Raw genomic sequence first — 21831 nt, forward strand, 5'->3', positions numbered from 1 at the left:
AAGGACAGGAGGAGAAGATATGAAAGCGTTAAAGTATATATGGTTATTCTTTGTGGTCGGACTGTTGGCGGCGTGCACGGCAGAAGATTTGGAGTCTTCCGCTTCGGGCGGCAGTGTGGATGGCGAAGCGGCTACCCAGATTGTAATCTCACGCAATGACTTGCTTCCTGTCAATATGAATGGTAGGGCGGCAGGAGGAATCGACGGATTGCTCTCTAAGGTCAATGATTTGAATATTTTATTTCATGTAAATAAGCATGGAGGGACAGAGGCAACATCGTATACCCATATTTATTGTAAAGGGGATGCTATTAATGTGGATGGTAAGTCTGTAGGTGGTGCTGCCAAGACATATTATATCAATGGGCATAGTGTGGACAAAATGGATACCAATTCGGATGTACATATTCATTGCAACGATTTGGCGGCAAAGCATGTGCTGAAGGTGGAAGTGATAGCGAACTATGGACAAGATTTGTATAACACTACTATTAATCAGTGGAATGCAATAAAGGAAGAAGGTGAGGAGAAGTTGAAGGATGGTTATTGCATGATGTATGGTATGTCTACTATTAAAAATGATACCCAGCATAATGACCCTAATGGTGCTTTGAATTGTAAGCGGTTTGATATCGACTTGAAACGTACCCGCGCCATGCTTTCAGTGAAGTTGGATGGTGCAGGATTATACCCGGGCGTGACGATTACTCCGACCAAGATTCGTTTGCGCAATGTGCCCAGTCAATGTGCGGTTACATCGCTGAATGCGATAGAAAATATAAGTGAGAGTCTTGAAGTCAGTCAAGAACAGACTTTAAATATGGGGGCGGTCACTCAAGGTTCTCATGTAGGCGAACATGCTGATGCAAGCGGTATACCCGAAAATTTTCAGCCTCTTTACCTGTTTGAAAATATGCAGGGAGATAATAATAGTGGAAATACGGAAGCTAGAATAAAGTATCCTGCCGGATGTAGCTCTGTGGATGACGCCAAGAACAGAGAGAAAAACTATAAATATTCTTATGTGGAAATTGATGCTGACTATGCATACCGCGATGCAGCTACACAGGCGGTAAAGGTTAGCGGTAAGATTGTCTATCGCTTCTTCTTGGGAAAGGACGATAAATCTAACTTTGATGTGGAAGGGAATCACTATTATAAATTGACCTTGAACTTAAAAGGTTTTGGTGGTGCCAAGGAAGATGGAAAAGTGGAAGATGGAAAGCTGGTAGTAAATCCGAACGATTTGAGTTGGCGCGTCGATATGGATGTAAGAGACTGGGGTTTTGTGAAAGATAAGTTTGATTTTGATGCACATGATATTGTCGGTACGTTTGCTGTGATGGGTGATGGTTGGAAAGTAAAAAACGTACAGGTAGGTAATCAAGGTACTTCGTGGATAGAGTTTGCTACAGATGATTCTGGGACAGGATGGACAAATCCAACCCTAAATAACTTTACGGTTGGGAAAAATGGAAAACTTATGTTCCATATTCAACCTTTATTTTATGGAAGTGGGCCTTTGGATCCGGATGGAGCATTTACGGAGAAATCTCTGGAAGGAAGTAAACTTTATAGAGAAATGAAGATTATATTGGAGAAAGATTCTAAAACTCAAGAAATTATTGTTAGACAATATGTACCTATTCCTATAAAAGTTACTTATAATGGGATAGAGCAAATTGTTTTTATGGAGCGTTTTGAAGAGTTTGGAGAAGATGATAATACAAAAGATGGCTTTGAATGGGGATGGCAAGGTGATGAATTGTCTAATTTAATAGATAAGTACGGACTTAGTGCAAAATATAGTTATGGTGACAGGGTAGGAAAGGAAAAAGAAGGTCTTAATACTTCTTATTTACAAATAAATAAACCTTCAAGTGCTGCTTATTATTGCTATAGAAAAGGAGAGAAACCTACCAATGGGCAAGGTGCTGAGGTTTTATATTATGCATTACCTGATGAAGCAACGATGCAAGCCATGCTAAATTATCAACATAAGGAAGAGTGGGGGCCATTTGAACCTATATACCGTGGTAGTAATTATTGGACTTCGTCTGTATTGAGTGGTGCTAAGAAGGAAACGAGATACTGGAATGGAAGCGGCTTTGCTTCTACTCCTGATAGAAACCAAAAGATGAGAGTGAGAGCGGTTTATACACATCATCAATGGTGATAACCTCTTCGTAAGTTGAATAATGAAACTCTCTTGGTCTTGAAAGTCTGAGAAAGTGAATGTATTATCTAATTAAAAGGATGTCAAGGCTCGAACGTAACTGTCGACATAGTATCCGGAAAGGTGTTCAGTCTTTCCGGATACATAAGTTGCTGAAACAAAGCTCGAAAACGATTGGAAATCAATCGGATATCGGGCAAAAAACACTATCTTTGTTCTAACTTTTGCAGACGAATCAATAATGAAGATGCATCGATTTACATTCATAGCCCTGCTGCTGGTTCTTCTTGCTTCATGCGGAGGGAAAAAGCAGGAAAATGGGAACGCCGACAAAGCCGGTGAGAAGAAAACATTGGCTTTTACATTGCCCGAAGTGCCTGTTATGCTACAGTCTGCCGAAGACAGGCTGCATTTTGTGGTGAATCACTATTGGGATAAGTTTGAGTTTAAAGATACGGCTTATATCCATGTGCCCGACGTCACGGAGCAGGCAATGGCCAATTATATTGATTTGCTGACACGTGTGCCACAGGCAATGGCGGATTCTTGTGTGACCCGCACTTTGCAGAGTGCATCTGCAGAACCGAAAATGCTGGACTATTTTGTCGAAACATTGCGTAAGTATCTTTTCGACCCTAATTCTCCCATGAGAAATGAAGAGCTGTTTGAGCCGGTGTGCCGTTTCGTTACTGCTTATGCATCGGCGGATGAGGCGGCACAGAGCCGTGCACGCTATGACTTGAAGCTGATTAACATGAACCGGGTGGGCGGTGTTGCTGCCGATTTTGTCTATACACTGGCTTCGGGAGCACAACGGCGTATGCATGATTTACGCACCCCTTATACGTTGCTGTTGTTTTATAACCCTGATTGTCATGGGTGTGCAGAGGTGTTGGCCCACATGAAATCATCTCCTGTGCTCACTGATGAGGAGATTATGAAGCAGGTCAGGATTCTGGCTTTTTATCCTGATGAAGAGCATGAGGTATGGGAGAATCATCAGGACATGATTCCCTCCAAGTGGATAAACGGTTATGATAAGGAATTGACTGTACTGAACAGGGAACTGTATGACTTGAAAGCTATGCCGACCCTTTATTTGCTTGATAAAGATAAAAAAGTATTGCTGAAGGATGCGCCGGTGGAACAAGTGGAGCAATATTTGGCACAAGTGCTTAGCAAGTAATTATTCCGGCTTTTCCATCAGCATTTTGTTGCTGAAGGTGGACGGAGTGGTACCATAGAAATCGACAAAGTGTTTGCGGAACGTAGCAAGGTCGCTGTATCCCACCATTTCGGCTATATCTTGAACGGTGTAACGCCGGCTGCGCAACAACTCGGCAGCACGTTTCAGACGAACGCCCCGAATAAATTCGCTGATGGTGAAATTAGTAATCATCTTCACCCGACGGTAGAGGGTAGGTTGGCTGATGACCATGATGTCTGCCAGCTTTTTCACGTTGAAATCGGGGTTTTTCATGTTTTCATTGATAATTCTCACTATTTCCATGATGAACGGATCTTCGGGGAACCGAATTCCGGCTTCTTCTGTTTTCTCTTCCGATGATGATTCCGACTCGGGACCGGGAGTAAGAAGTCGGGTATATATTTCCTTCAATTCTGCGCGGCTCTTGATGAGACGTTTGACTTTAGTGCGCAGTATGTTGGGGTTGAAAGGTTTCTGGATGTAATCGTCGGCACCCAGCTCGATTCCTTTCATTACATTCGCCTCTTCGGTGAGGGCGGTCAGCAGAATGACGGGGATGTGGCAGGTGGTAAGGTTTTCTTTTACCAACTGGCAGCATTTGAAACCGTCCATTACCGGCATCATGATATCGGTAATGATTAAATCGGGTATTTCTTCGCACGCTTTTTTGAAGCCTTCTTCACCGTTCTCGGCCATCAGCAAGTTGTATTCGTTACCGAATATCAGTTTCAGATACAGACGTATCTCCAGATGGTCTTCTATAATTAATAAGGTGTACTGTTTCTTTGTTTCGACTGTGGAAACCGGAGTTTGGACCGAATCGGCGGTTTCAGTCTGGGGTGGCAAATCAGGAATCGGGGATATGATTGGTGGGGAGGGCCGCTTTTGGAGTGCTGCACGTAAAATAGCGAGGTCAATATGGAGCCGTCTGAAAATAAAATAGACAATAAGCAGCACTATGACAAGGAATATTGTCAATATACCGCATAGGATAGCCCAAGTGTTGGGATTCCATGCACTGCTTGTCGAAAGATAGATGAAAATCATGCCCCTATGAGTCGAATTTTGTTTTGACTGAACAAAGATACGGTTTTTCTTGTTGGGAAAGCAATACTTTTGGAAAAAAGTGAACCATCCAGAGAATCGCTTATTCTTCAGGATGGTTCTATAATAAAAAATGATATGAAGGGGCTTTAGTATAATTGAAGAAATACATCGTTTATTTCTTCGATACAAAGATACGAATAAAAAATAGAAAACCAAACTTTTTAGAGAAAAAATGAATGATATACCTATATTTTTGATTAAAATACCTATGTATTTGATAAAAAATACCTTTGTAGTCTCATTCAAGTAGCGAAGACGATAAAGAAAAGGAGGCTGCAATGTGTTTTCGCACCTGAGCATTAAATAAAAAATAAATTGCTTAATTCATTGTGGTATAAAAGATAATGTCTATCTTTGCACCCGCGAAACGAATAAATTATATATCAACAAATCTAAAAATTATGTATTTAGACGCAGCTAAAAAACAAGAAATCTTTGAAAAGTACGGAAAGTCTAACACTGATACTGGCTCAGCAGAAGCGCAGATTGCTTTGTTTTCATACCGTATTTCTCACCTGACTGAGCACCTGAAGCTCAACAGAAAAGATTATAGCACTGAAAGAGCTTTGACAACTTTGGTAGGTAAGCGCCGTGCGTTGCTGAACTACTTGAAGGATCGCGATATCGAAAGATACCGTGCTATCGTTAAGGCACTTGGATTGCGTAAGTAATCCATTCTTTAGGAAAGGACTTAAGAAAAGCCGCTACTCTGAAAAGAGAAGCGGCTTTTTTATTGGCGTTTTATCCAATGGGGGCATATCTTCCGGTTCTTTTTACAGTGGATAATGCAGATTTTCATCGGTCATCTTTTCGAGCACTTCATGCAGATAGCGTGCTGATTCCCATTTGGCCATAGGCAGGTCGTGCAGCAGGCAGTTACCGCAGTCTTTGGGAGCGGTACCCGGCACTTCGCCTTCAAACTCAGCAACGAAACGGAAGGTTTCTTGCATCAGTTCTACGATGTCTTTTGATTCTAAGTCGCCTTTCATCAGCAAATAATTGCCTGTGAGACAGCCCATCGGACCCCAATAGACTATCTTGTCGCCCCATACTGGGTGGTTGCGCAGGAAAGTGGCGGCCAAATGTTCGATGGTGTGCAGTGCTCCCTGACCTAAGGCCGGCTCGCGGTTGGGTTCTTTCATGCGGATATCGAAAGTGGTGACGGTGTCGCCTCCTACTTGGTCTTTTCTTGAGACGTAGATGCCGCGCAGAAGACGGATGTGGTCAATGGTAAAACTGGGTATTGTTTTCATATTTCTGTTTTTATTATAAGTTTGCTGGTAATGAATGGAGGAAAATGCGAGTTACCTCGAATGAACGGTCGGCAATGGTGTCCCAAAAGTTGGTGTATTGTTCCCAATGATTGTCGGCACCCGGAGTGTCACTGATAATGCGGAAACTGATAAACGGTACCTTATATATATAACAAATCTGGGCAATGGCTCCTGATTCCATATCTACGGCCAGTCCTTCGGGGAAGGCTGACTTGATGGTATTGAGTTCTTGGCGGTCGGTGATAAATTTGTCTCCGCTGCAGATGAGTCCGCCGTGGATGGCTGTTTCTGTGTCTAATGACATGGCGCAGTTGAACAATGTTTCGTTGCCTTCAAACAGGGCGGGAAGTCCTTGGATTTGTCCGTAGGCATTTCCTTCGCCGCACCACACGTCATGGTAGACGATTTGGCGGCTGGCAACTACATCCATCACTTTCAGGCAATTGTCTATACCTCCTGCCACACCGGTGCTGATAATGCAATCGGGGTGGAAGTTGCGGATTAGTTCTACCGTGCCGGCGGCGGCATTCACTTTTCCGATACCGCATTTCATCAGGATAATCGTGTTGTTTTGAATTGTTCCTTCTGTATACAGGAACGGCCCTTCGGCATATTCTTTCTTGTTGTCGAGCAGTTGTTCCACCTGTTTTTGCTCGGCACTCATTGCAGTTATAATTCCTATTTTCATAATTCAACTTTATTTCAGATGCAAATGTACGCAATTTATCAGAGTATATCGTATCTTTGCAGCGTTAATAAACAGATATACTTATGAACTTATTTAAAAGAATACTACCTGATATCGTAGTGATTATCTTATTTGCCGTCATCTCGTTTGTTTACTTTTTCCCGGCTGTGACCGAGGGACGTGTTCTGTCGCAGCATGATGCGGTGGCGGGAATAGGTGCCGGCGAGGAATCGAAAGAGTACTTGGAACGTACAGGAGAGCGTACGCGCTGGACGAATTCGATTTTTGGCGGTATGCCTACCTATCAGATGGCTCCCAGCTACCATTCCACTGATATGCTGAAAGGGGTGGAGAGTCTGTATCATTTGTATTTGCCCGCTTATGTGTGGTATGTGTTTGTGATGATGCTGGGTTTCTATATTCTGTTGCGCGCTTTTGACTTCTCGGTGTGGCTTGCTTCATTGGGAGCGATTATATGGGCTTTTTCTTCTTATTTCTTCATTATTATTGCGGCCGGTCACATCTGGAAATTTGTAACATTGGCTTATATTCCGCCTACCATTGCCGGTATGGTGCTGGTCTACAGGGGGAAATACCTGTCGGGCGGCTTGCTGACAGCCATATTCGTTGCTTTACAAATTGTGTCGAACCATGTGCAGATGAGTTATTATTTCTTGTTTGTGATGTTGTTTATGGCAGTGGCTTTCGGAATTTCTGCTTATCAAAAGAAAGAACTTCCTCGTTTTTTCAAGGCGACAGGTGTGTTGGTGGTAGCGGGTGTATTGGGAGTATGTATCAATCTGTCCAATCTTTATCATACCTATGAATATAGTAAGGAGACGATGCGTGGAAAGAGCGAATTGGTAAAGCCGGATACGCATAATCAGACTAAAAGTGGATTGGAACGCGACTATATTACGCAATGGAGCTATGGTATCGGTGAAACATTTTCTTTGCTGGTGCCTAATGTGAAAGGTGGTGCGTCAGTGCCTCTTGCTGCTAATGAGAAGGCAATGGAAAAGGCTAATCCGATGTATGGAAGCATTTACAACCAGCTTGGACAATATTGGGGCGAGCAGCCCGGAACGTCAGGTCCGGTATATGTGGGGGCGTTTGTAATGTTTCTGTTTATTTTGGGCTTGTTTATCGTAAAAGGCCCGATGAAATGGGCACTTTTAGCTGCAACGGTATTGTCTGTGCTCCTTTCTTGGGGAAAGAATTTTATGGGATTTACGGATTTTTTCCTTGATTATATTCCGATGTATGATAAGTTTCGTGCGGTATCTTCTATTTTGGTAATTGCCGAATTTACAATTCCGTTGTTGGCAATGCTGGCGTTAAAGCAGATTATTGCACGTCCGCAAATAGTGAAAGAACAGGCGAGGGCGTTTTATATCAGCTTCGGACTCACAGGCGGTGTGGCTTTGCTGTTTGCACTGGCTCCGCGTTTTTTCTTCCCTTCTTATGTGTCGAGCATGGAAATGCAGGCTTTGCAGAGCATCCCGGCTGACCAGTTGGCTCCACTGATAGCCAATTTGGAAGAGATTCGTGTGAGTATTTTCACTTCGGATGCTTGGCGCAGTTTCTTTGTGGTGGCAATCGGGGCTGCGTTGCTGTGGCTTTATGGAATGGGTAAGTTGAAAGCAAAGCTGACGATTGGTGTATTGTTGCTGCTTTGTCTGGTGGAGATGTGGGATGTGAACAAGCGTTATCTGTATGATGCGCAGTTTGTGCCTCAAACAGCCCGGACGGAAGGCTTCCGGCCGACCGATACGGATAAGGCTATTTTGGAGGATAAGACATTGGACTATCGGGTACTGAATTTGGCTTCGAATACATTTAACGAGAATAATACTTCTTACTGGCATAAGAGCATAGGCGGTTATCATGCTGCGAAGTTGCGTCGTTATCAGGAGATGATAGAGGAACATATCAGTCCTGAAATGAGCAATCTGTTCAAGGCCGTGTCTGAGGCCGGTGGCGATATGGCAAAGGTGGATGCGTCTGCTTTCCCGGTGCTGAATATGCTGAATACGCGCTATTTCATTTTCCCTTTGCAGGGGGGGAAGACTATGCCGTTGCAAAATCCTTATACATTGGGTAATGCGTGGTTTGTGGACGAGGTGCAGTATGTAAATAATGCGAACGAGGAAATAGACGCTTTACATAAAGTGGCACCTGCAAAGGTGGCGGTGGTCGACAAGAAGTTTGCAGAGCTGGTAAAGCAGACTGCGGCTCCTGACTCGTTGAGCTCCGTTACGTTGGTGGCTTACGAACCGAATGACTTGAAGTATGAGGTTGACTCGGAGAAGGGGGGCGTTGTTGTTTTCTCCGAAATCTATTATCCGGGTTGGCAGGCTTATATTGATGGGGTTGAGGCACCTCACGGCAGGGCGGACTATATTCTGCGTGCTATGAATGTGCCGGCAGGAAAACATACGGTTGAGTTTAAGTTCGACCCGAAGTCGCTGCATACGACAGAAACAATTGCTTTTATTGCTTTGGGATTATTGGCAGTAGCGGTGTTGCTATTGCTGGTTTTGCGGGGAAAAGCTTTATGTCGCTCCTGATTATTTTCCTTGTTGTATTTAATCAGAGCCCATCGCTTTTATTTATAAGCCAGACGCACCACAAACCAAGCATGGTGCAGCACGGTGCTGACCAGTCCGTAATGCTTCACCATGATGCGGAAACGCTCTTTCAGTGAGGCTTTATGGTTTCGGGTGGTCATTCCTTCGCTCAGATAGTCAATGAGGGTGAGATGTGTATTATGCAATACTTTCGCCTTCTTCATGATGCGGATGCACCAGTCAAAGTCTGCCGAAAAGCGGTAGTGTAAATCGTATGGTTCTTCTAAGGCCAGTTCTCTGCGTGCAAAGAAGGCCTGATGGCAGACCAGCATGCCTTTCTTGAAACTCTTCCAATGGAGCGTTTCGGGAGCAGAGAGACGGCGTTTGTAAAGGAAATGCCCTTCACTGTCCACTATGTCTGTTTCGCCATAAATTACATCCGGCAGTATCGTTCCGGTCAGGGAATGAGCGATTTGTAAAAGTGTATCATCTTCATGAAGTCCGTCTCCGGCATTCAGAAAACAAAGGTAGTCTCCTGTTGCCAGTTTGATGCCTTTATTCATGGCATCATATAAACCTTTGTCGGGTTCGCTGACAACGGTATGTATGTGCTCCCTGTATTTGTTGACGATAGCCAATGTGCCGTCGGTGGAGCCTCCGTCCACGATAATATATTCTACGTTCTTATAAGATTGGGTGACAATGCTTTGTATCGTGTCTTCCAGCACTTTCTCCGCATTATAGGTCACGGTGATGATGGAGAACTTGGGATGAGGATGAATATTATGCATGGCTTCCTGTAATCTTATTATAGATATCGATATATCTCATTGAAATAGTGCTCTCGGAATAGCTGGAGAGTGCTTTTCGGCAAGCTTCCTCGCTCAAGCTGTCGTATTCGCCTTCGGTCAATGTCCAACGGATACCATTGGCGAGGTCTTTAGCCGATTGGTATTCGGCCACATACCCATTGTGCAGATGGTCTATCATTTGGGGGATGCCTCCTACATGAAAGCCGACACAGGGGATGCCGCATGCCATTGCTTCTACAATGGTGTTGGGAAGATTGTCCTGTAAGGAAGGAGTGACGTAGAGGTCGACAGCATTATAGATATCCACCAGTTCCTTTTCGTTGCTCACATAGTTCATCGGATAAATGGGGAAAGGAAATAAGGAGGCATACTGCTCGGCTTGTTTACCGAACACTACGACACCCAATTGTTTACTTAACCCGGGGTCTTGAGAGGCAAGAATCTTGCATGCTTCTACCAGATAGTCAATGCCTTTCCGCTTGTCGGTGATTTTCACCGAGCCAAAGAGCAATAACTTCCTGTCTTGCGGCAGATGGCATTTTTCTCGTGCCTGCTGCTTGCTGCGCGGTCTGAACAAGTTGGTATTGATGGCATTGGGGATATTGGTGATGGTTTGCCCTTTCAGCAGTTCGCTTTGTTTTGCCATGGCTTCCAGCCAACGGCTGCATGCCACGAATGTGATGTTTGCCCCGTCAAACAGTTTCCTTTTCTTCTCAAAAATGCGATAGGAAAGGTCTTTCTTTCCTCCTTTAAACAATAGAGGACAGTGATGGCATTCGTGGGTATATTTGTCGCAATCGCCTGCATAATGGCAAATGCCGGTGAAAGGCCACATGTCATGCATAGTCCACACGATGGGTTTACCCGACTCTATGATGCGGCGTATATCTGTCAGCGAGAGCATACCTTGATTAATCCAGTGCAAATGAATCACATCTGCCTGATTGAACTCGGGGAGTGCGGAAATGTTTGTACCTGTGTTGGCAATGTCTACGGCAAAAAGATTATGCTTTTTAAAATGGTTCGCTTTCCAGATGACGATGCGTTCCCAAATGAATTGCCATACTTTCCACCATGATTTCTTCAGTTGAACCACGCTAATCCGGTCGGTCTGTTTGTCGCGGACGAGCATTTTGGCTTTTATCCCATTGTTTCTCAGGGCTTCCATCAGGCGGTGGGCTGCAATGGCGGCGCCTCCTGTTCGCTCAGACGTATTGATGATAAGTACTCTCATGTGCATTAACGTTTATGCAAAGGTACGTTTTTTAGAAGAAATGTTTGATATCTCTGATAAGCTTTCTGCTATCTCGCGCGAAAAGATTTCGAGATTGAAGCGTTCTTCCGCCAGCTTGCGTGCATTGGCTCCCATTTTTCGTGCCTCTTCGGGATGGTCTGCCATGTAGCGGATGGCATTTATCCATCCTTGTACGTCACCGTATTCTACAGTGATGCCGATTCCCTCTTTGTCAATGTCAACTTCGAAATTGGGATTACGGGAACAAATGACAGGAAGACCGAGTGCGAATGCTTCTACCAGGGTGGTCAGCCCCACTGTGTAAGGAAAGTCGAGGCAACAGATAACGATGCAACTCTTACAGGCTACCATTTTTGCCAGCTCGTAAGGGATGATGCCGCCGGTGTAATGGATATGAACCGATTCGGAGAGGGAGAAACTTTCAATAATCTCTTTGTAGTTGATATGTCCACATTGGGGGGAGATATATAAATCAAATTCTTCTTCTGTCGCTACAAAAGCCTGTAAGAGGGTACTTACATCTCTGTTTTCCTTTCCTGTAGAGACAAAACCCAGTGTTTTCCGGTCGGGTATCTCTGCCAGTAGATGGTCATAAAAAGCTAAATCCGGGCCCCAATGGATTAATTCCATTTTTAGGGGTGAAGCTTTCAGAGACAGAAGAGAATCTTTTATTAGCTTTTGACTGAAAAAGTACATTTTATCAATTCCGGTATAGAAAAAACGCGATACTGCTTCCCTAAGTTTATTTGAGGAACGGCTTACGGCTGTGTGATGCCAAATGGCGATAGGCTTCCGGTATAGCCCGAGTGCACGTAGAAAGATAATCAGCTCCAGTCCTCTGAAAGAAGTGCCATATATTGCATCGTAGTGTTCCTTGCAGCATAGAATCTCTTTGGCTGTGTATAAGGCCAATTTTAAACGGCCGTTTATCGCTTTGTAGCGGTGGAGAATGCAGTCGATGCCATTCTTTTTGAATAATGGCAATCCGTATAAGATATGTCCCGGATGCCGGTACTGTTCCCATTCTTGAAGTGCCGGTTTGATGGGGCGGGTATGATAATAATATATTTTCATATTAATTTGCAATATCCATGTATTGATTATATGGGCAAAAGTAGTGGTTTTCAGCGAAACATCGTACAAAGTCGTAGATTATTTGTATTTTTGCGCAACATACTAAACAAGGAGAATTAATAATGAAGAAAGTCGTATTTTTAGGGTTAGGTTATATCGGCCTGCCTACGGCTGCCGTAGCAGCTGCTCATGGATATGAGGTGGTTGGTGTAGATGTGAATCCTACAGTAGTGGAAACTATTAATCAGGGGAAAATACATATTGTAGAGCCGGACTTGGGGAAAATTGTAAACGATGTTGTACGTGACGGACATTTCAGAGCCGTATCCAAACCCGAGGCTGCTGACGCTTTTTTTATTGTTGTACCTACTCCTTTTAAGCAGAATCACCGTGCCGATATCACTTATGTGGAGGCTGCAACACGGTCTGTGATACCTTATTTGCAAGAGGGCAACTTGTTTGTGATAGAATCTACTTCTCCTGTTTATACGACGGAACGTATGGCGGAACTTATTTATAAAGAACGTCCCGAGTTGAAAGATAAGATATACATTGCTTACTGTCCTGAACGGGTTTTGCCCGGAAATACACTTTATGAGTTGGTACATAATGACCGGGTGATTGGCGGTATCACTCCGGCGTCTACCGATAAGGCGGTTGAGTTTTATGCTGCTTTCGTACAGGGAAAGTTGCATAAGACGAATGCCCGCACAGCCGAAATGTGCAAATTGACAGAGAACTCATCCCGTGACTCTCAAATAGCTTTTGCAAATGAGTTGTCTATGATTTGTGACAAGGCGGGAATCAATGTTTGGGAGCTGATAGAATTGGCCAATAAACATCCGCGTGTAAATATCTTGCAGCCCGGTTGTGGTGTCGGTGGTCATTGTATTGCCGTCGATCCGTGGTTTATTGTATCCGATTATCCGGAACAAGCGCAATTAATCAAGCGTGCCCGTGAAACCAACGACTATAAGGCGGATTGGTGTGCCAATAAGGTATTGGAAACATGTCAGAACTTCGTTGAAAAGAATGAGCGCGAACCGGTGGTGGCATGTATGGGATTGGCTTTCAAACCCAATATTGATGATTTGCGCGAGTCTCCTGCAAAATATATTGCTTCACGCATCGTCTCTGAGTCCAGAGCTGATGTGTTGATAGTAGAACCTAATATTACATCGCATCCCAGTTTTCATCTGACAGACTATAAGGAGGCTTATCATAAGGCGGATATCATCGTATGGCTGGTTAGGCATAGTGTGTTTGTAGGGATGCCTGAAGAAGAAGGAAAACTTGAATTGGATTTCTGCGGAGTCAGAAAGTAACGGGATTATTATTCAACTAGTTAATGCGAAAATGAAAAAGATTTTATTGGTCTTCGGAACTCGTCCTGAAGCTATAAAGATGGCTCCGTTGGTCAAAGCTTTGCAGAAGGATTCGGAGCACTTTGAGACAAAAGTTTGTGTGACTGCCCAACATCGCCAGATGTTGGATCAGGTGTTGGAGGTATTTGGCATTGTTCCGGATTATGATTTAAATATAATGGCACCTGACCAGGATTTATATGATATCACTTCAAAGGTATTACTTGGATTGCGGGATGTGTTGAAAGAATTTCATCCCGACACTGTGCTGGTTCATGGCGATACCACTACCTCTATGGCTGCGTCTCTTGCCGCATTCTATCAGCAGATTGCCGTAGGCCATGTGGAAGCGGGGTTGCGTACTTATGACATGCTTTCGCCGTGGCCGGAAGAGATGAACCGGCAAGTGACAGACCGTATTTGTACCTATTATTTTGCTCCGACGGGGAAGTCTGAACAGAATCTGTTGGCAGAAAATATAAACAAGGAAAAGATATATGTAACCGGCAATACGGTTATCGATGCTTTGCTTATGGCTGTAGATATCATTGATAAGAAACCGGGAATGAGAGAAGAGATTCAGCTGGAGCTTCAAAATAAAGGATATGCCATTGGTGAACGGCAGTATATTCTGGTGACCGGGCACAGGCGTGAGAACTTCGGAGAAGGCTTCTTGCATATCTGTAAAGCCATCAAGGAACTGGCAGAGCTGCACCCGGATATGGACTTTGTTTATCCGGTACACTTGAATCCGAATGTACAGAAACCGGTGTATGAGTTGCTTTCCGGCGTGGAGAACGTTTATTTGATTTCTCCATTAGATTATTTGCCGTTTATCTATGCCATGCAACATTCTTTTTTAGTGCTTACGGATAGTGGGGGGGTGCAAGAAGAGGCGCCATCATTGGGAAAGCCCGTATTAGTGATGCGTAATACCACTGAACGTCCCGAAGCGGTAGAGGCCGGTACTGTGAGACTGGTGGGAACGGATGCTGCTGCTATTGTAGACAATGTAACAGAACTGCTTCGTGATAAAGAACTCTATAAGCAAATGTCTGAGACGCATAATCCGTATGGCGACGGACATGCTTGCGAGCGGATTGTAAAAGCTTTGATATGATTGGCCGGTGTGTGCTATAATAAAAGCTCCATCAGTTTGAAATATTATCTGCACTGATGGAGCTTTTATTTTAGATTGGCGGATTGGATTTATTGTGCCATAAAGTCTTGAAAAGCTTTCAGATAGCGTTCGCTTACGGTATTGAGATTGATTTTTTCTTGTATCACTCGTTCCGATTCTTTTCCCATCTGCTTGCATAGTTCGGGCGAAGAAAACAGTTGGTTGATTTTTTCTGCCAGACTGTTTACATCACCATCCTTAAAGAAGAAACCATTTTCTCCTTCAGTCACCAAATCGCGTTCTGTGCTGTCGCACACCGAGCAGAGTATCGGCATTCCATAAGTCATGGCATCGTTTATAGAAAGACCTCCCATGCCGGCTAAGACATAAACAGTCGATTCGTTCATGTAGGCGCCTAAGGTTTTAGGGTCGTATACGGCACCGATAAAGCGGATAGAGTCGTTTAGCTTGAGAAGGGCCGACTGCTGTTTCAGATTGTCCGACTCAGGGCCGTCACCCACTATAACGAGTTCTGCATCAGGAAAGTCGGGAAGTATTTTGCCGAATGCATTGATGAGTAAGTCCACCCGCTTCCATTTTACCAAACGTCCAATGTGGAGCAGTCTTCTGCTTGAAGGCGGCAATAGAGGAGATGATGTTTGTACGGTTTTCTTTTCTTTCAGCAGAGCTTCCGTGTCGGTGGCATTATAGGTGACATGTATCTGTTCCCTTTTTACCCCGTATGAAGGTAATATATCATAGGCGGCAGTGGAATAGTTTAATGTTCCTGTTGCCTTGGCATAACAATATTTGCGTATTTTGGCTGTTAGCCATTGGCGTAGATAAAACCCTGCGCCGCTGCTAAGTAAACGCATACTTTCGTCAATCATCGGATTCTTCCGGAAATATTCTTTTATCTTGCCGTAAGGAGGCGTTTGAAAGGGAATTTCCCGAATGACGAGCCGGGTGCCACACCTTTTTATGGTTTTTCTTAGTTGTGGTTGGAAGAATACTTGCAGAAAGTATGGCCAGCCCATCACAAGAATATCCGGTTTCTCTTCCCGGATGATTGCAGGTAGTGAAGGATAGCCACTTTTACCGTAGAACATTTTTTTCTCAAGCGCAGTGAGGTGTTTGTACATCCCTCCCTCCACCATTTTAACTCCTTTCCCGATAGTGGCATTTCCTTTTTGTGGGGTGACCACTACAATTTCAACACCTTTTTCGCATAGCTTGTTGAGCATAGAGCTGAGATAATGCGGTATGCCGCCAAATGTGAATAGTACTTTCATAGATGTATCCTATATATTTTTTTGTAATGACCTTTTAAACCTCTTTTTTAGTGCAGAGGGTATTAGCTTTCCTATTTTTTGTTTTGCGCTTAATGAGAATTTCCGCTCAATGGGTTGTGTAAGCAATAGATAACTTCTATATAGATAGTTCTGAAGCGTTGCATCTTTAGGACGATAGTTGGCAAAACATGTTTTTCTTATATATCTCCACCATAGCTTTCTTTGGGGATGGGTAGAGAGGATGGACCAAGGTTTTACCGGGCCGATATAATGAACGATAACCGGAGATTTCTTTGCTTCTTTTATTTCCTCTTTACTCCATATTTTTGCAGCAATATCTTTTTCCAGAAGATAATTCATATTGTATTTAGGAGGAATATATAGAGTCTTTTTTTGACTTATATAATTAAGAAAGTCCTGATCGGGTGCTCCTATCAGTTTGTAGTTTTTTTGTACAAACTCATTCATTAGAGTGACTAAATCTATTTCTCTTAAAGCCTTTAGGTTTAATAATAGAATGCCGGCATTATAGTATGCATGAGTCTTTTCTATCCCCATAGATACTTGATAATTTATATTGTAAGCACTTGCAGAGTCTTTGGCTGCCGCTATATAATAGTTGGAAATGTCTAGATTGAATAATGATGATAAATTGTCATTGACAATGATATCACCGTCTAAATATAATATTTTATCTAGTTCGGGCAATAACTCAGGCAGGCAAAGCCTGAGTAGAGTAGCTTTTCCGTGTCTTGTTTCAGGAAAACCCTCAATTTGTTCCTGTCTAATTTGGAGTCCGTTAAAAGTTCCTTTTCGTTGTCGGGTGAAGTTTGCCAAAAACTCTAAATCGGCTTCTTTCAGTGTGTTTTCCAGATAAAGCAGATAAATAGATATGTTTTCCCCTTCGTTATTGTCGAAAAGAGATTGTAAAACAGCTGTGACAGGTATTATATAATTTGAATCAGCAGCTAAAGCGATATGATTTTTTTTGTTTTCCATAAAATCTTCTTATTTACGTGAGTCAAATAGATGATTGTTATAAAAGGCAAAGCATGGATAAAAGAAAGAACGGAATAGATTGATTGACAATCTTGGCATCAATAGATGCTTGTACTTTAAAGAAAGCCAACACAAAGATATGAATGAAGGTATTCCTCGTTTCAGCATCAAGCCTGCTACACGATGGGCAACTTCTAAACCTTTTTTATTTTGAGCCGTATTATATATATATTGGTAGAACCATTGCCAGTTCTCTCCTTTTTGAAGTTTTTGGAAATTAGTATACCCCTTTAAATAGGGGAGATATTTTTTATTGGCTTTATTCTTATAGCCTGCCATCACTGACTCTTGATGGAGGCGGTGATAAGTGAGTATTTGTTCACATTGAACGGCTCCATTAAACAGATAAGCATTTACGGCCAACCACCAATCGTAGAAAATATGGTCATTCCAACACGGAATCTGTTCTATGAATTCTCTTTGCAGTAACATGGCGTGTCCGGGAATAACATTCGTAAATAATAGACGTTCCAGCGTATTGTTGTAGTTGATTGCCTGCTTTATGTTGCTTACTGTATTTTGTACAGAGGTTGTGGAATACGCGTATGACATTGAATGTCTGCCGATGCACTTTACCAGTTCTTCTAATTTATTGGGATACCAGATATCATCCTGATCGGCAATGGCGATTAAATCTCCTTTGGCATCCTGAATGGCTGTGCGGAAATTCGTATTATATCCTAAATTCTTTTCATTAATTTTCCATCGGATATAAGAATAATGAGCTGCATATTCTTTGATTATAGTAATAGTGCCGTCCGTGCTTTGGTCATCTTGAATTATCAATTCATAGATGGGATAAGTTTGTGCGACAATGGAATCCAACTGCTCACGAAGATATTTTTCTCCATTATATGTACACATTGCAATAGATACTTTTTGTATCTTTTCATTATATGTTGCCATCTTGTCTTTTTCTTAAGATAAAATTAATACATTCTCTGAAAATAACTGATTTCATTTTCCATAATACCAGCCCATATCCTCCTGCTACTATTATGATTTTGGCTATAAAGTTTAAATAGATATTCGTAATGGGCAAAGTTATGTAATAGGCTAATATTATTAATGCCACTGATAAAAGGAGATAAGGGGAAATATCTTTTATCATATCTTTGAGCGTTAAAGATATTTCACGACGTGCAAAGAAGAACCATACAAAGAGCCATAATATATTGATTGATACGAATATGCGTAACATCCAGTTTATGCCGTAAGGATAGATTATACATGCAGTAATTAGTTGTAGGATGCTTAGTGTTATGGTGTTAATCATATAAATAGAAGAGCGGCCACGGCTGATTATTAAATTGGAGAAGAGAGAGCAAATAGGAATAAATGCTCCCCAAATGCAAAGTAATTGAAGGATATTGGCGCTTGCCAACCATTTGTCTGTAATGGTAATGAGAATAAACTCTTTGGAAACAAAGCTTAATCCTAACATGGCCGGGAAAGAAACAAAAGCCGTAAAACGGAGCAGTTTACGGAAAACCGCCAGCTGGCGTGTTGCATCATCCGAGATTCCTGTTAAAACAGGCTGTGCGATTGAGTTTATCATTCCTGTAACAGTGGTATGCCCCATTCCGTTCCACTTATTGGCTTGAGTGTAGTTTCCGACTTCATTTTCATTATAAAATTTTCCTAATAGTACAGAGAAAAGATTATTGTTGATAATATTGAATATGTTGGTAATCAATAGTTTATTGCTGAAACCGAACATTTCTTTTATAGGCGTAAAATCAAAGTCCAATGTCGGTTTCCATTTGGCAAAATAGAAATTGAGTATAGTGATGATAGTAACATATACCAAAGACTGTGTTGCAATTCCCCAATATGCAAATCCGTTAAGGGCCATTATGATACTTATGAGTCCGGAGATTATTAGAGCAGTAAGGTAAATAATGGCATTCTCTTTGGTTTTTAAATGTTTGAAAAGTAGGGCGCGTGGTGCAATGCTGAGGCTGGCAATAATAAAGCCTAAGAAAGAGTAACGTGCCAGCGGGGTGAGTTCGGGGATATTGTAGAAGTCGGCAATATATGGAGCACTTAGAAAAAGTATAATGTAAAGAGTGATGCTGCATAAAGTGCTAAACCAGAATACAGCATTGTAATCTTTGTGGGTGGTATCTTTCCGATTGGTTAGTGCGGAGATAAAACCGCCTTCTTGTAAAACTGCTGCTATAGCAGAAAATATGGTAAGCATCCCCACCATACCATAGTCCTCGGCGTTAAGGATTCGTGCAAGGAATATCCCGAAAAAAAGATTCAACAACTGCTGTATGCCGTTGCTCAGTCCGCCCCAGAAGAGGCCCTTTGCTGTCTTTTCTTTTAAGGATTGTTCTGCCATCTTATAAATGGATTATAAAAACAGTCAGGCTGAAAGCGGACGTTTCGGTTGCTTTCAGCCTTTTCTGTATTTCGGTGGGTATTATTTTACTTCACTTCCGGGTTTTACCTCTTTCAACAGAGAGGTGACAGCCAGTGAACCATCAAAGTTTTCGGCGCTTAGAATCATGCCTTCGCTTACCAGACCATTCTTGAACTGGCGTGGAGCCAGGTTTGCAATGAACAACACTTGTTTTCCTACCAGTTCTTCCGGGGCGTAGTGCTGGGCGATACCGCTGACAATGGTACGGTTCTCCAGCCCGTCGGCAATCTTGAACTTCAGCAGTTTCTTCATCTTGGGAACTGCTTCACATTCCAGTACGGTTCCTACACGGATATCCAACTTCTCGAACTCTTCAAAAGAGATAGTCGGTTTGATAGGATTAGCTTTGTAGCTTGCAGCCTCATTCTCTTTTTTAGTAGCCAGCAATTTGTCTACCTGTGCCTGAATTGTTTCGTCTTCTATCTTCTCGAACAGCAATTCAGCCTTGTTCAATTGATGGCCTTCTGCCAAGAGGTCGGTACGTCCCAACTGCTCCCATTCAAAGGTATCCATATTCAACATCTTACGAAGTTTTTCGCTGCTGAACGGCAGGAACGGTTCGAATGCAATAGCCAGATTAGCTACCAGTTGCAATGCTATATTCAGGATAGTGGCTACACGCGGCATATCAGTTTTGGCAAGTTTCCACGGTTCGGTGTCTGCCAGATATTTGTTACCGATGCGTGCCAGATTCATTGCTTCTTTCTGAGCATCGCGGAACTTGAAGACATTCAGCAGTTTTTCTACTTCCGCTTTTACATCTGCAAATTCCTTCAGTGTATCCTTGTCATATTCTGTCAACTCTCCGCAGGCGGGAACGCATCCGTTAAAGTATTTCTGAGTCAGTACTAAAGCACGGTTCACAAAGTTTCCGTACACGGCTACCAATTCATTGTTGTTGCGTGCCTGAAAGTCTTTCCATGTGAAGTCATTGTCCTTCGTTTCGGGAGCATTGGCGGTCAGCACATAGCGAAGCACATCCTGCTTTCCGGGGAAGTCCTGCAAATATTCGTGCAGCCATACAGCCCAATTGCGGGAAGTGGAAATTTTATCTCCTTCCAAGTTCAGGAATTCGTTGCTTGGCACATTATCAGGCAAAATGTAACTGCCTTCCGCTTTCAACATAGCCGGGAATACGATGCAATGGAACACGATATTGTCTTTTCCGATGAAATGAACCAGACGTGTTTCGGGGTCTTTCCACCATGTTTCCCAACTGTCGGGCAGTAATTCCTTTGTATTTGAAATATATCCGATAGGAGCGTCAAACCATACATAAAGCACTTTTCCTTCCGCTCCTTCTACGGGAACGGGGATACCCCAATCCAGGTCACGGCTTACGGCGCGTGGCTGCAAGCCCATGTCCAGCCAGCTCTTGCACTGTCCGTACACGTTGGGACGCCATTCTTTGTGGTCTTCCAGAATCCATTTGCGCAACCAGCCTTCGTGCTTATCCAACGGCAAATACCAGTGTTTGGTTTCACGCATCACAGGCTTACTGCCGCTGATGGCACTTTTCGGATTAATCAAATCGGTGGGTGACAATGAAGTACCGCACTTTTCGCATTGGTCGCCGTATGCACCTTCTGCGTGGCAATGGGGACATTCACCTGTGATGTATCGGTCGGCCAAAAACTGGTGAGCCTCTTCATCGTAATATTGTTCAGATGTCTTTTCGATGAATTCCCCTTTGTCATACAGTGTTTTGAAGAACTCGGAAGCCAGTTCGTGATGTGTCTTTGATGAAGTGCGGGAGTAAACATCGAAAGAAATTCCGAATTCTTTAAAAGAGTCTTTAATCAGTGTATGATAGCGGTCGACCACATCCTGAGGGGTAATTCCTTCTTTTTTGGCACGGATGGTGATGGGCACCCCATGTTCATCTGAACCTCCGATGAACAGTACGTCTTCTTTTTTCAGGCGAAGATAGCGTACATAGATATCTGCAGGAACATATACACCTGCCAAATGGCCAATGTGCACCGGACCGTTGGCATAAGGCAGTGCCGAGGTGACGGTGGTTCTTTTGAATTTCTTTTCCATATTATGTATGTGCTTTTTGTTATTTCTGATAGTAAGGTGCAAAGGTAATGATTTTTAGTGAAGTAAATGGAATATGAGGCTATTTCTTTCTGTATTTTTGGTTGGGATGTCTGGGGCTTTCGGGATATAGTCTTTCTATTAGATTATTGCTAATCATATCTTTTAGTATATGATTTTGCAGATATTTGCTGTTTTTATTGACTCTTTGAGCTAATTCTTCCAATGAAGTATAGTCTTTGCAGTTATTGCAAATCAAATTATATAGTTCGTCTTGACTTAATCTTTGTTTGGTACTATTACTTGCAACATTACTTGCAACATTACTTGCAACATTACTTGCAACATTACTTGCAACATTACTT

Annotated in this window: 17 protein-coding genes and 1 pseudogene; 6 read left to right on the plus strand and 12 right to left on the minus strand. The window is 42.9% G+C overall.

The genetic code is table 11. From position 1 onward, the window contains the following. Positions 1-19: 19 nt before the first annotated feature. Together QYT14_RS15575 and QYT14_RS15580 are read left to right on the plus strand one after the other, a co-directional pair. The gene (locus tag QYT14_RS15575) at positions 20-2176 is read left to right on the plus strand and encodes a hypothetical protein (protein ID WP_288325568.1); all 2157 of its coding nucleotides are present in this window, start codon (positions 20-22) and stop codon (positions 2174-2176) included. Between the two features lie 241 nt (positions 2177-2417). Then, positions 2418-3362: a DUF5106 domain-containing protein gene (locus tag QYT14_RS15580; protein WP_289307068.1), complete on the plus strand. Its 945-nt coding sequence runs from the start codon at positions 2418-2420 to the stop codon at positions 3360-3362. Here the strand turns inward: QYT14_RS15580 and QYT14_RS15585 are convergent. Beyond that, a pseudogene (locus QYT14_RS15585) lies at positions 3363-4220 on the minus strand (DNA-binding response regulator); the annotation flags it as partial. Between the two features lie 671 nt (positions 4221-4891). Between QYT14_RS15585 and rpsO the strand changes: the two are divergent. Further along, the gene (gene rpsO / locus QYT14_RS15590) at positions 4892-5161 is read left to right on the plus strand and encodes a 30S ribosomal protein S15 (protein ID WP_005943869.1); all 270 of its coding nucleotides are present in this window, start codon (positions 4892-4894) and stop codon (positions 5159-5161) included. Positions 5162-5263: 102 nt separating this feature from the next. Here rpsO and QYT14_RS15595 read toward each other — a convergent pair whose 3' ends face one another. Then, a complete protein-coding gene (locus QYT14_RS15595; protein WP_288325571.1) occupies positions 5264-5743 on the minus strand; it encodes an S-ribosylhomocysteine lyase in 480 nt (159 codons plus the stop codon). Positions 5744-5756: 13 nt separating this feature from the next. Continuing rightward, positions 5757-6452, minus strand: a complete 696-nt coding sequence (locus tag QYT14_RS15600) for a 5'-methylthioadenosine/adenosylhomocysteine nucleosidase (RefSeq protein WP_237040729.1) — start codon at positions 6450-6452, stop codon at positions 5757-5759. An 83-nt stretch (positions 6453-6535) separates the two neighbouring features. Between QYT14_RS15600 and QYT14_RS15605 the strand changes: the two genes are divergently transcribed. Beyond that, positions 6536-9022 carry a YfhO family protein gene (locus tag QYT14_RS15605; RefSeq protein ID WP_288325572.1) on the plus strand — a complete coding sequence of 829 codons (2487 nt, stop codon included), beginning with the start codon at positions 6536-6538 and terminating at the stop codon, positions 9020-9022. Between the two features lie 38 nt (positions 9023-9060). Here the strand turns inward: QYT14_RS15605 and QYT14_RS15610 are convergent, their stop codons facing one another. From QYT14_RS15610 to QYT14_RS15620, 3 genes are read right to left on the minus strand one after another with little or no spacing between them, the layout of a single operon-like run. Continuing rightward, the gene (locus QYT14_RS15610) at positions 9061-9813 is read right to left on the minus strand and encodes a glycosyltransferase family 2 protein (RefSeq protein ID WP_288325573.1); all 753 of its coding nucleotides are present in this window, start codon (positions 9811-9813) and stop codon (positions 9061-9063) included. Then, complete coding sequence (locus QYT14_RS15615) at positions 9806-11068, minus strand: glycosyltransferase family 4 protein (protein WP_237040727.1); 1263 nt, start codon at positions 11066-11068, stop codon at positions 9806-9808. The genes QYT14_RS15610 and QYT14_RS15615 overlap by 8 nt, the downstream gene beginning before the upstream one ends. Before the next feature lie 12 nt (positions 11069-11080). Continuing rightward, a complete protein-coding gene (locus QYT14_RS15620; RefSeq protein WP_288325574.1) occupies positions 11081-12163 on the minus strand; it encodes a glycosyltransferase family 4 protein in 1083 nt (360 codons plus the stop codon). Positions 12164-12285: 122 nt separating this feature from the next. Between QYT14_RS15620 and wecC the strand changes: the two genes are divergently transcribed. Both wecC and wecB read left to right on the plus strand, forming a co-directional pair. Continuing rightward, complete coding sequence (gene wecC, locus QYT14_RS15625) at positions 12286-13488, plus strand: UDP-N-acetyl-D-mannosamine dehydrogenase (RefSeq protein WP_237040725.1); 1203 nt, start codon at positions 12286-12288, stop codon at positions 13486-13488. 31 nt (positions 13489-13519) lie between these two features. Beyond that, the gene (gene wecB, locus QYT14_RS15630; protein ID WP_288325575.1) at positions 13520-14647 is read left to right on the plus strand and encodes a UDP-N-acetylglucosamine 2-epimerase (non-hydrolyzing); all 1128 of its coding nucleotides are present in this window, start codon (positions 13520-13522) and stop codon (positions 14645-14647) included. Between the two features lie 89 nt (positions 14648-14736). On the opposite strand, the gene QYT14_RS15635 is transcribed toward wecB, so the two are convergent. From QYT14_RS15635 to QYT14_RS15660, 6 genes are all read right to left on the minus strand, one after another. Beyond that, positions 14737-15939, minus strand: a complete 1203-nt coding sequence (locus QYT14_RS15635) for a glycosyltransferase family 4 protein (protein WP_288325576.1) — start codon at positions 15937-15939, stop codon at positions 14737-14739. 9 nt (positions 15940-15948) lie between these two features. Next, the gene (locus tag QYT14_RS15640) at positions 15949-16938 is read right to left on the minus strand and encodes a glycosyltransferase family 8 protein (RefSeq protein ID WP_288325577.1); all 990 of its coding nucleotides are present in this window, start codon (positions 16936-16938) and stop codon (positions 15949-15951) included. 9 nt (positions 16939-16947) lie between these two features. Continuing rightward, positions 16948-17904, minus strand: a complete 957-nt coding sequence (locus tag QYT14_RS15645) for a glycosyltransferase (RefSeq protein ID WP_237040721.1) — start codon at positions 17902-17904, stop codon at positions 16948-16950. Then, positions 17891-19345 carry a lipopolysaccharide biosynthesis protein gene (locus tag QYT14_RS15650; protein ID WP_237040720.1) on the minus strand — a complete coding sequence of 485 codons (1455 nt, stop codon included), beginning with the start codon at positions 19343-19345 and terminating at the stop codon, positions 17891-17893. The genes QYT14_RS15645 and QYT14_RS15650 overlap by 14 nt, the downstream gene beginning before the upstream one ends. Positions 19346-19426: 81 nt before the next feature. Next, a complete protein-coding gene (metG, locus tag QYT14_RS15655; RefSeq protein ID WP_237040719.1) occupies positions 19427-21469 on the minus strand; it encodes a methionine--tRNA ligase in 2043 nt (680 codons plus the stop codon). Between the two features lie 79 nt (positions 21470-21548). Next, positions 21549-21831 (minus strand): Fic family protein (locus QYT14_RS15660; RefSeq protein WP_347280231.1); only part of this gene is annotated, 283 nt, incomplete at its 5' end.

The organism is uncultured Phocaeicola sp. (genome assembly GCF_948499155.1).
Lineage (GTDB): Bacteria > Bacteroidota > Bacteroidia > Bacteroidales > Bacteroidaceae > Phocaeicola > Phocaeicola faecalis.

Coding starts and splice junctions, on each gene's coding strand:
- QYT14_RS15605 (WP_288325572.1), top strand. CDS start 6,536: ATGAACTTATTTAAAAGAATACTACCTGATATCGTAGTGATTATCTTA.
- rpsO (WP_005943869.1), top strand. CDS start 4,892: ATGTATTTAGACGCAGCTAAAAAACAAGAAATCTTTGAAAAGTACGGA.
- QYT14_RS15650 (WP_237040720.1), bottom strand. CDS start 19,345: ATGGCAGAACAATCCTTAAAAGAAAAGACAGCAAAGGGCCTCTTCTGG.
- QYT14_RS15620 (WP_288325574.1), bottom strand. CDS start 12,163: ATGAAAATATATTATTATCATACCCGCCCCATCAAACCGGCACTTCAA.
- QYT14_RS15635 (WP_288325576.1), bottom strand. CDS start 15,939: ATGAAAGTACTATTCACATTTGGCGGCATACCGCATTATCTCAGCTCT.
- QYT14_RS15580 (WP_289307068.1), top strand. CDS start 2,418: ATGAAGATGCATCGATTTACATTCATAGCCCTGCTGCTGGTTCTTCTT.
- QYT14_RS15575 (WP_288325568.1), top strand. CDS start 20: ATGAAAGCGTTAAAGTATATATGGTTATTCTTTGTGGTCGGACTGTTG.
- QYT14_RS15645 (WP_237040721.1), bottom strand. CDS start 17,904: ATGGCAACATATAATGAAAAGATACAAAAAGTATCTATTGCAATGTGT.
- QYT14_RS15610 (WP_288325573.1), bottom strand. CDS start 9,813: ATGCATAATATTCATCCTCATCCCAAGTTCTCCATCATCACCGTGACC.
- wecC (WP_237040725.1), top strand. CDS start 12,286: ATGAAGAAAGTCGTATTTTTAGGGTTAGGTTATATCGGCCTGCCTACG.
- metG (WP_237040719.1), bottom strand. CDS start 21,469: ATGGAAAAGAAATTCAAAAGAACCACCGTCACCTCGGCACTGCCTTAT.
- QYT14_RS15615 (WP_237040727.1), bottom strand. CDS start 11,068: ATGAGAGTACTTATCATCAATACGTCTGAGCGAACAGGAGGCGCCGCC.
- QYT14_RS15595 (WP_288325571.1), bottom strand. CDS start 5,743: ATGAAAACAATACCCAGTTTTACCATTGACCACATCCGTCTTCTGCGC.
- wecB (WP_288325575.1), top strand. CDS start 13,520: ATGAAAAAGATTTTATTGGTCTTCGGAACTCGTCCTGAAGCTATAAAG.
- QYT14_RS15600 (WP_237040729.1), bottom strand. CDS start 6,452: ATGAAAATAGGAATTATAACTGCAATGAGTGCCGAGCAAAAACAGGTG.
- QYT14_RS15640 (WP_288325577.1), bottom strand. CDS start 16,938: ATGGAAAACAAAAAAAATCATATCGCTTTAGCTGCTGATTCAAATTAT.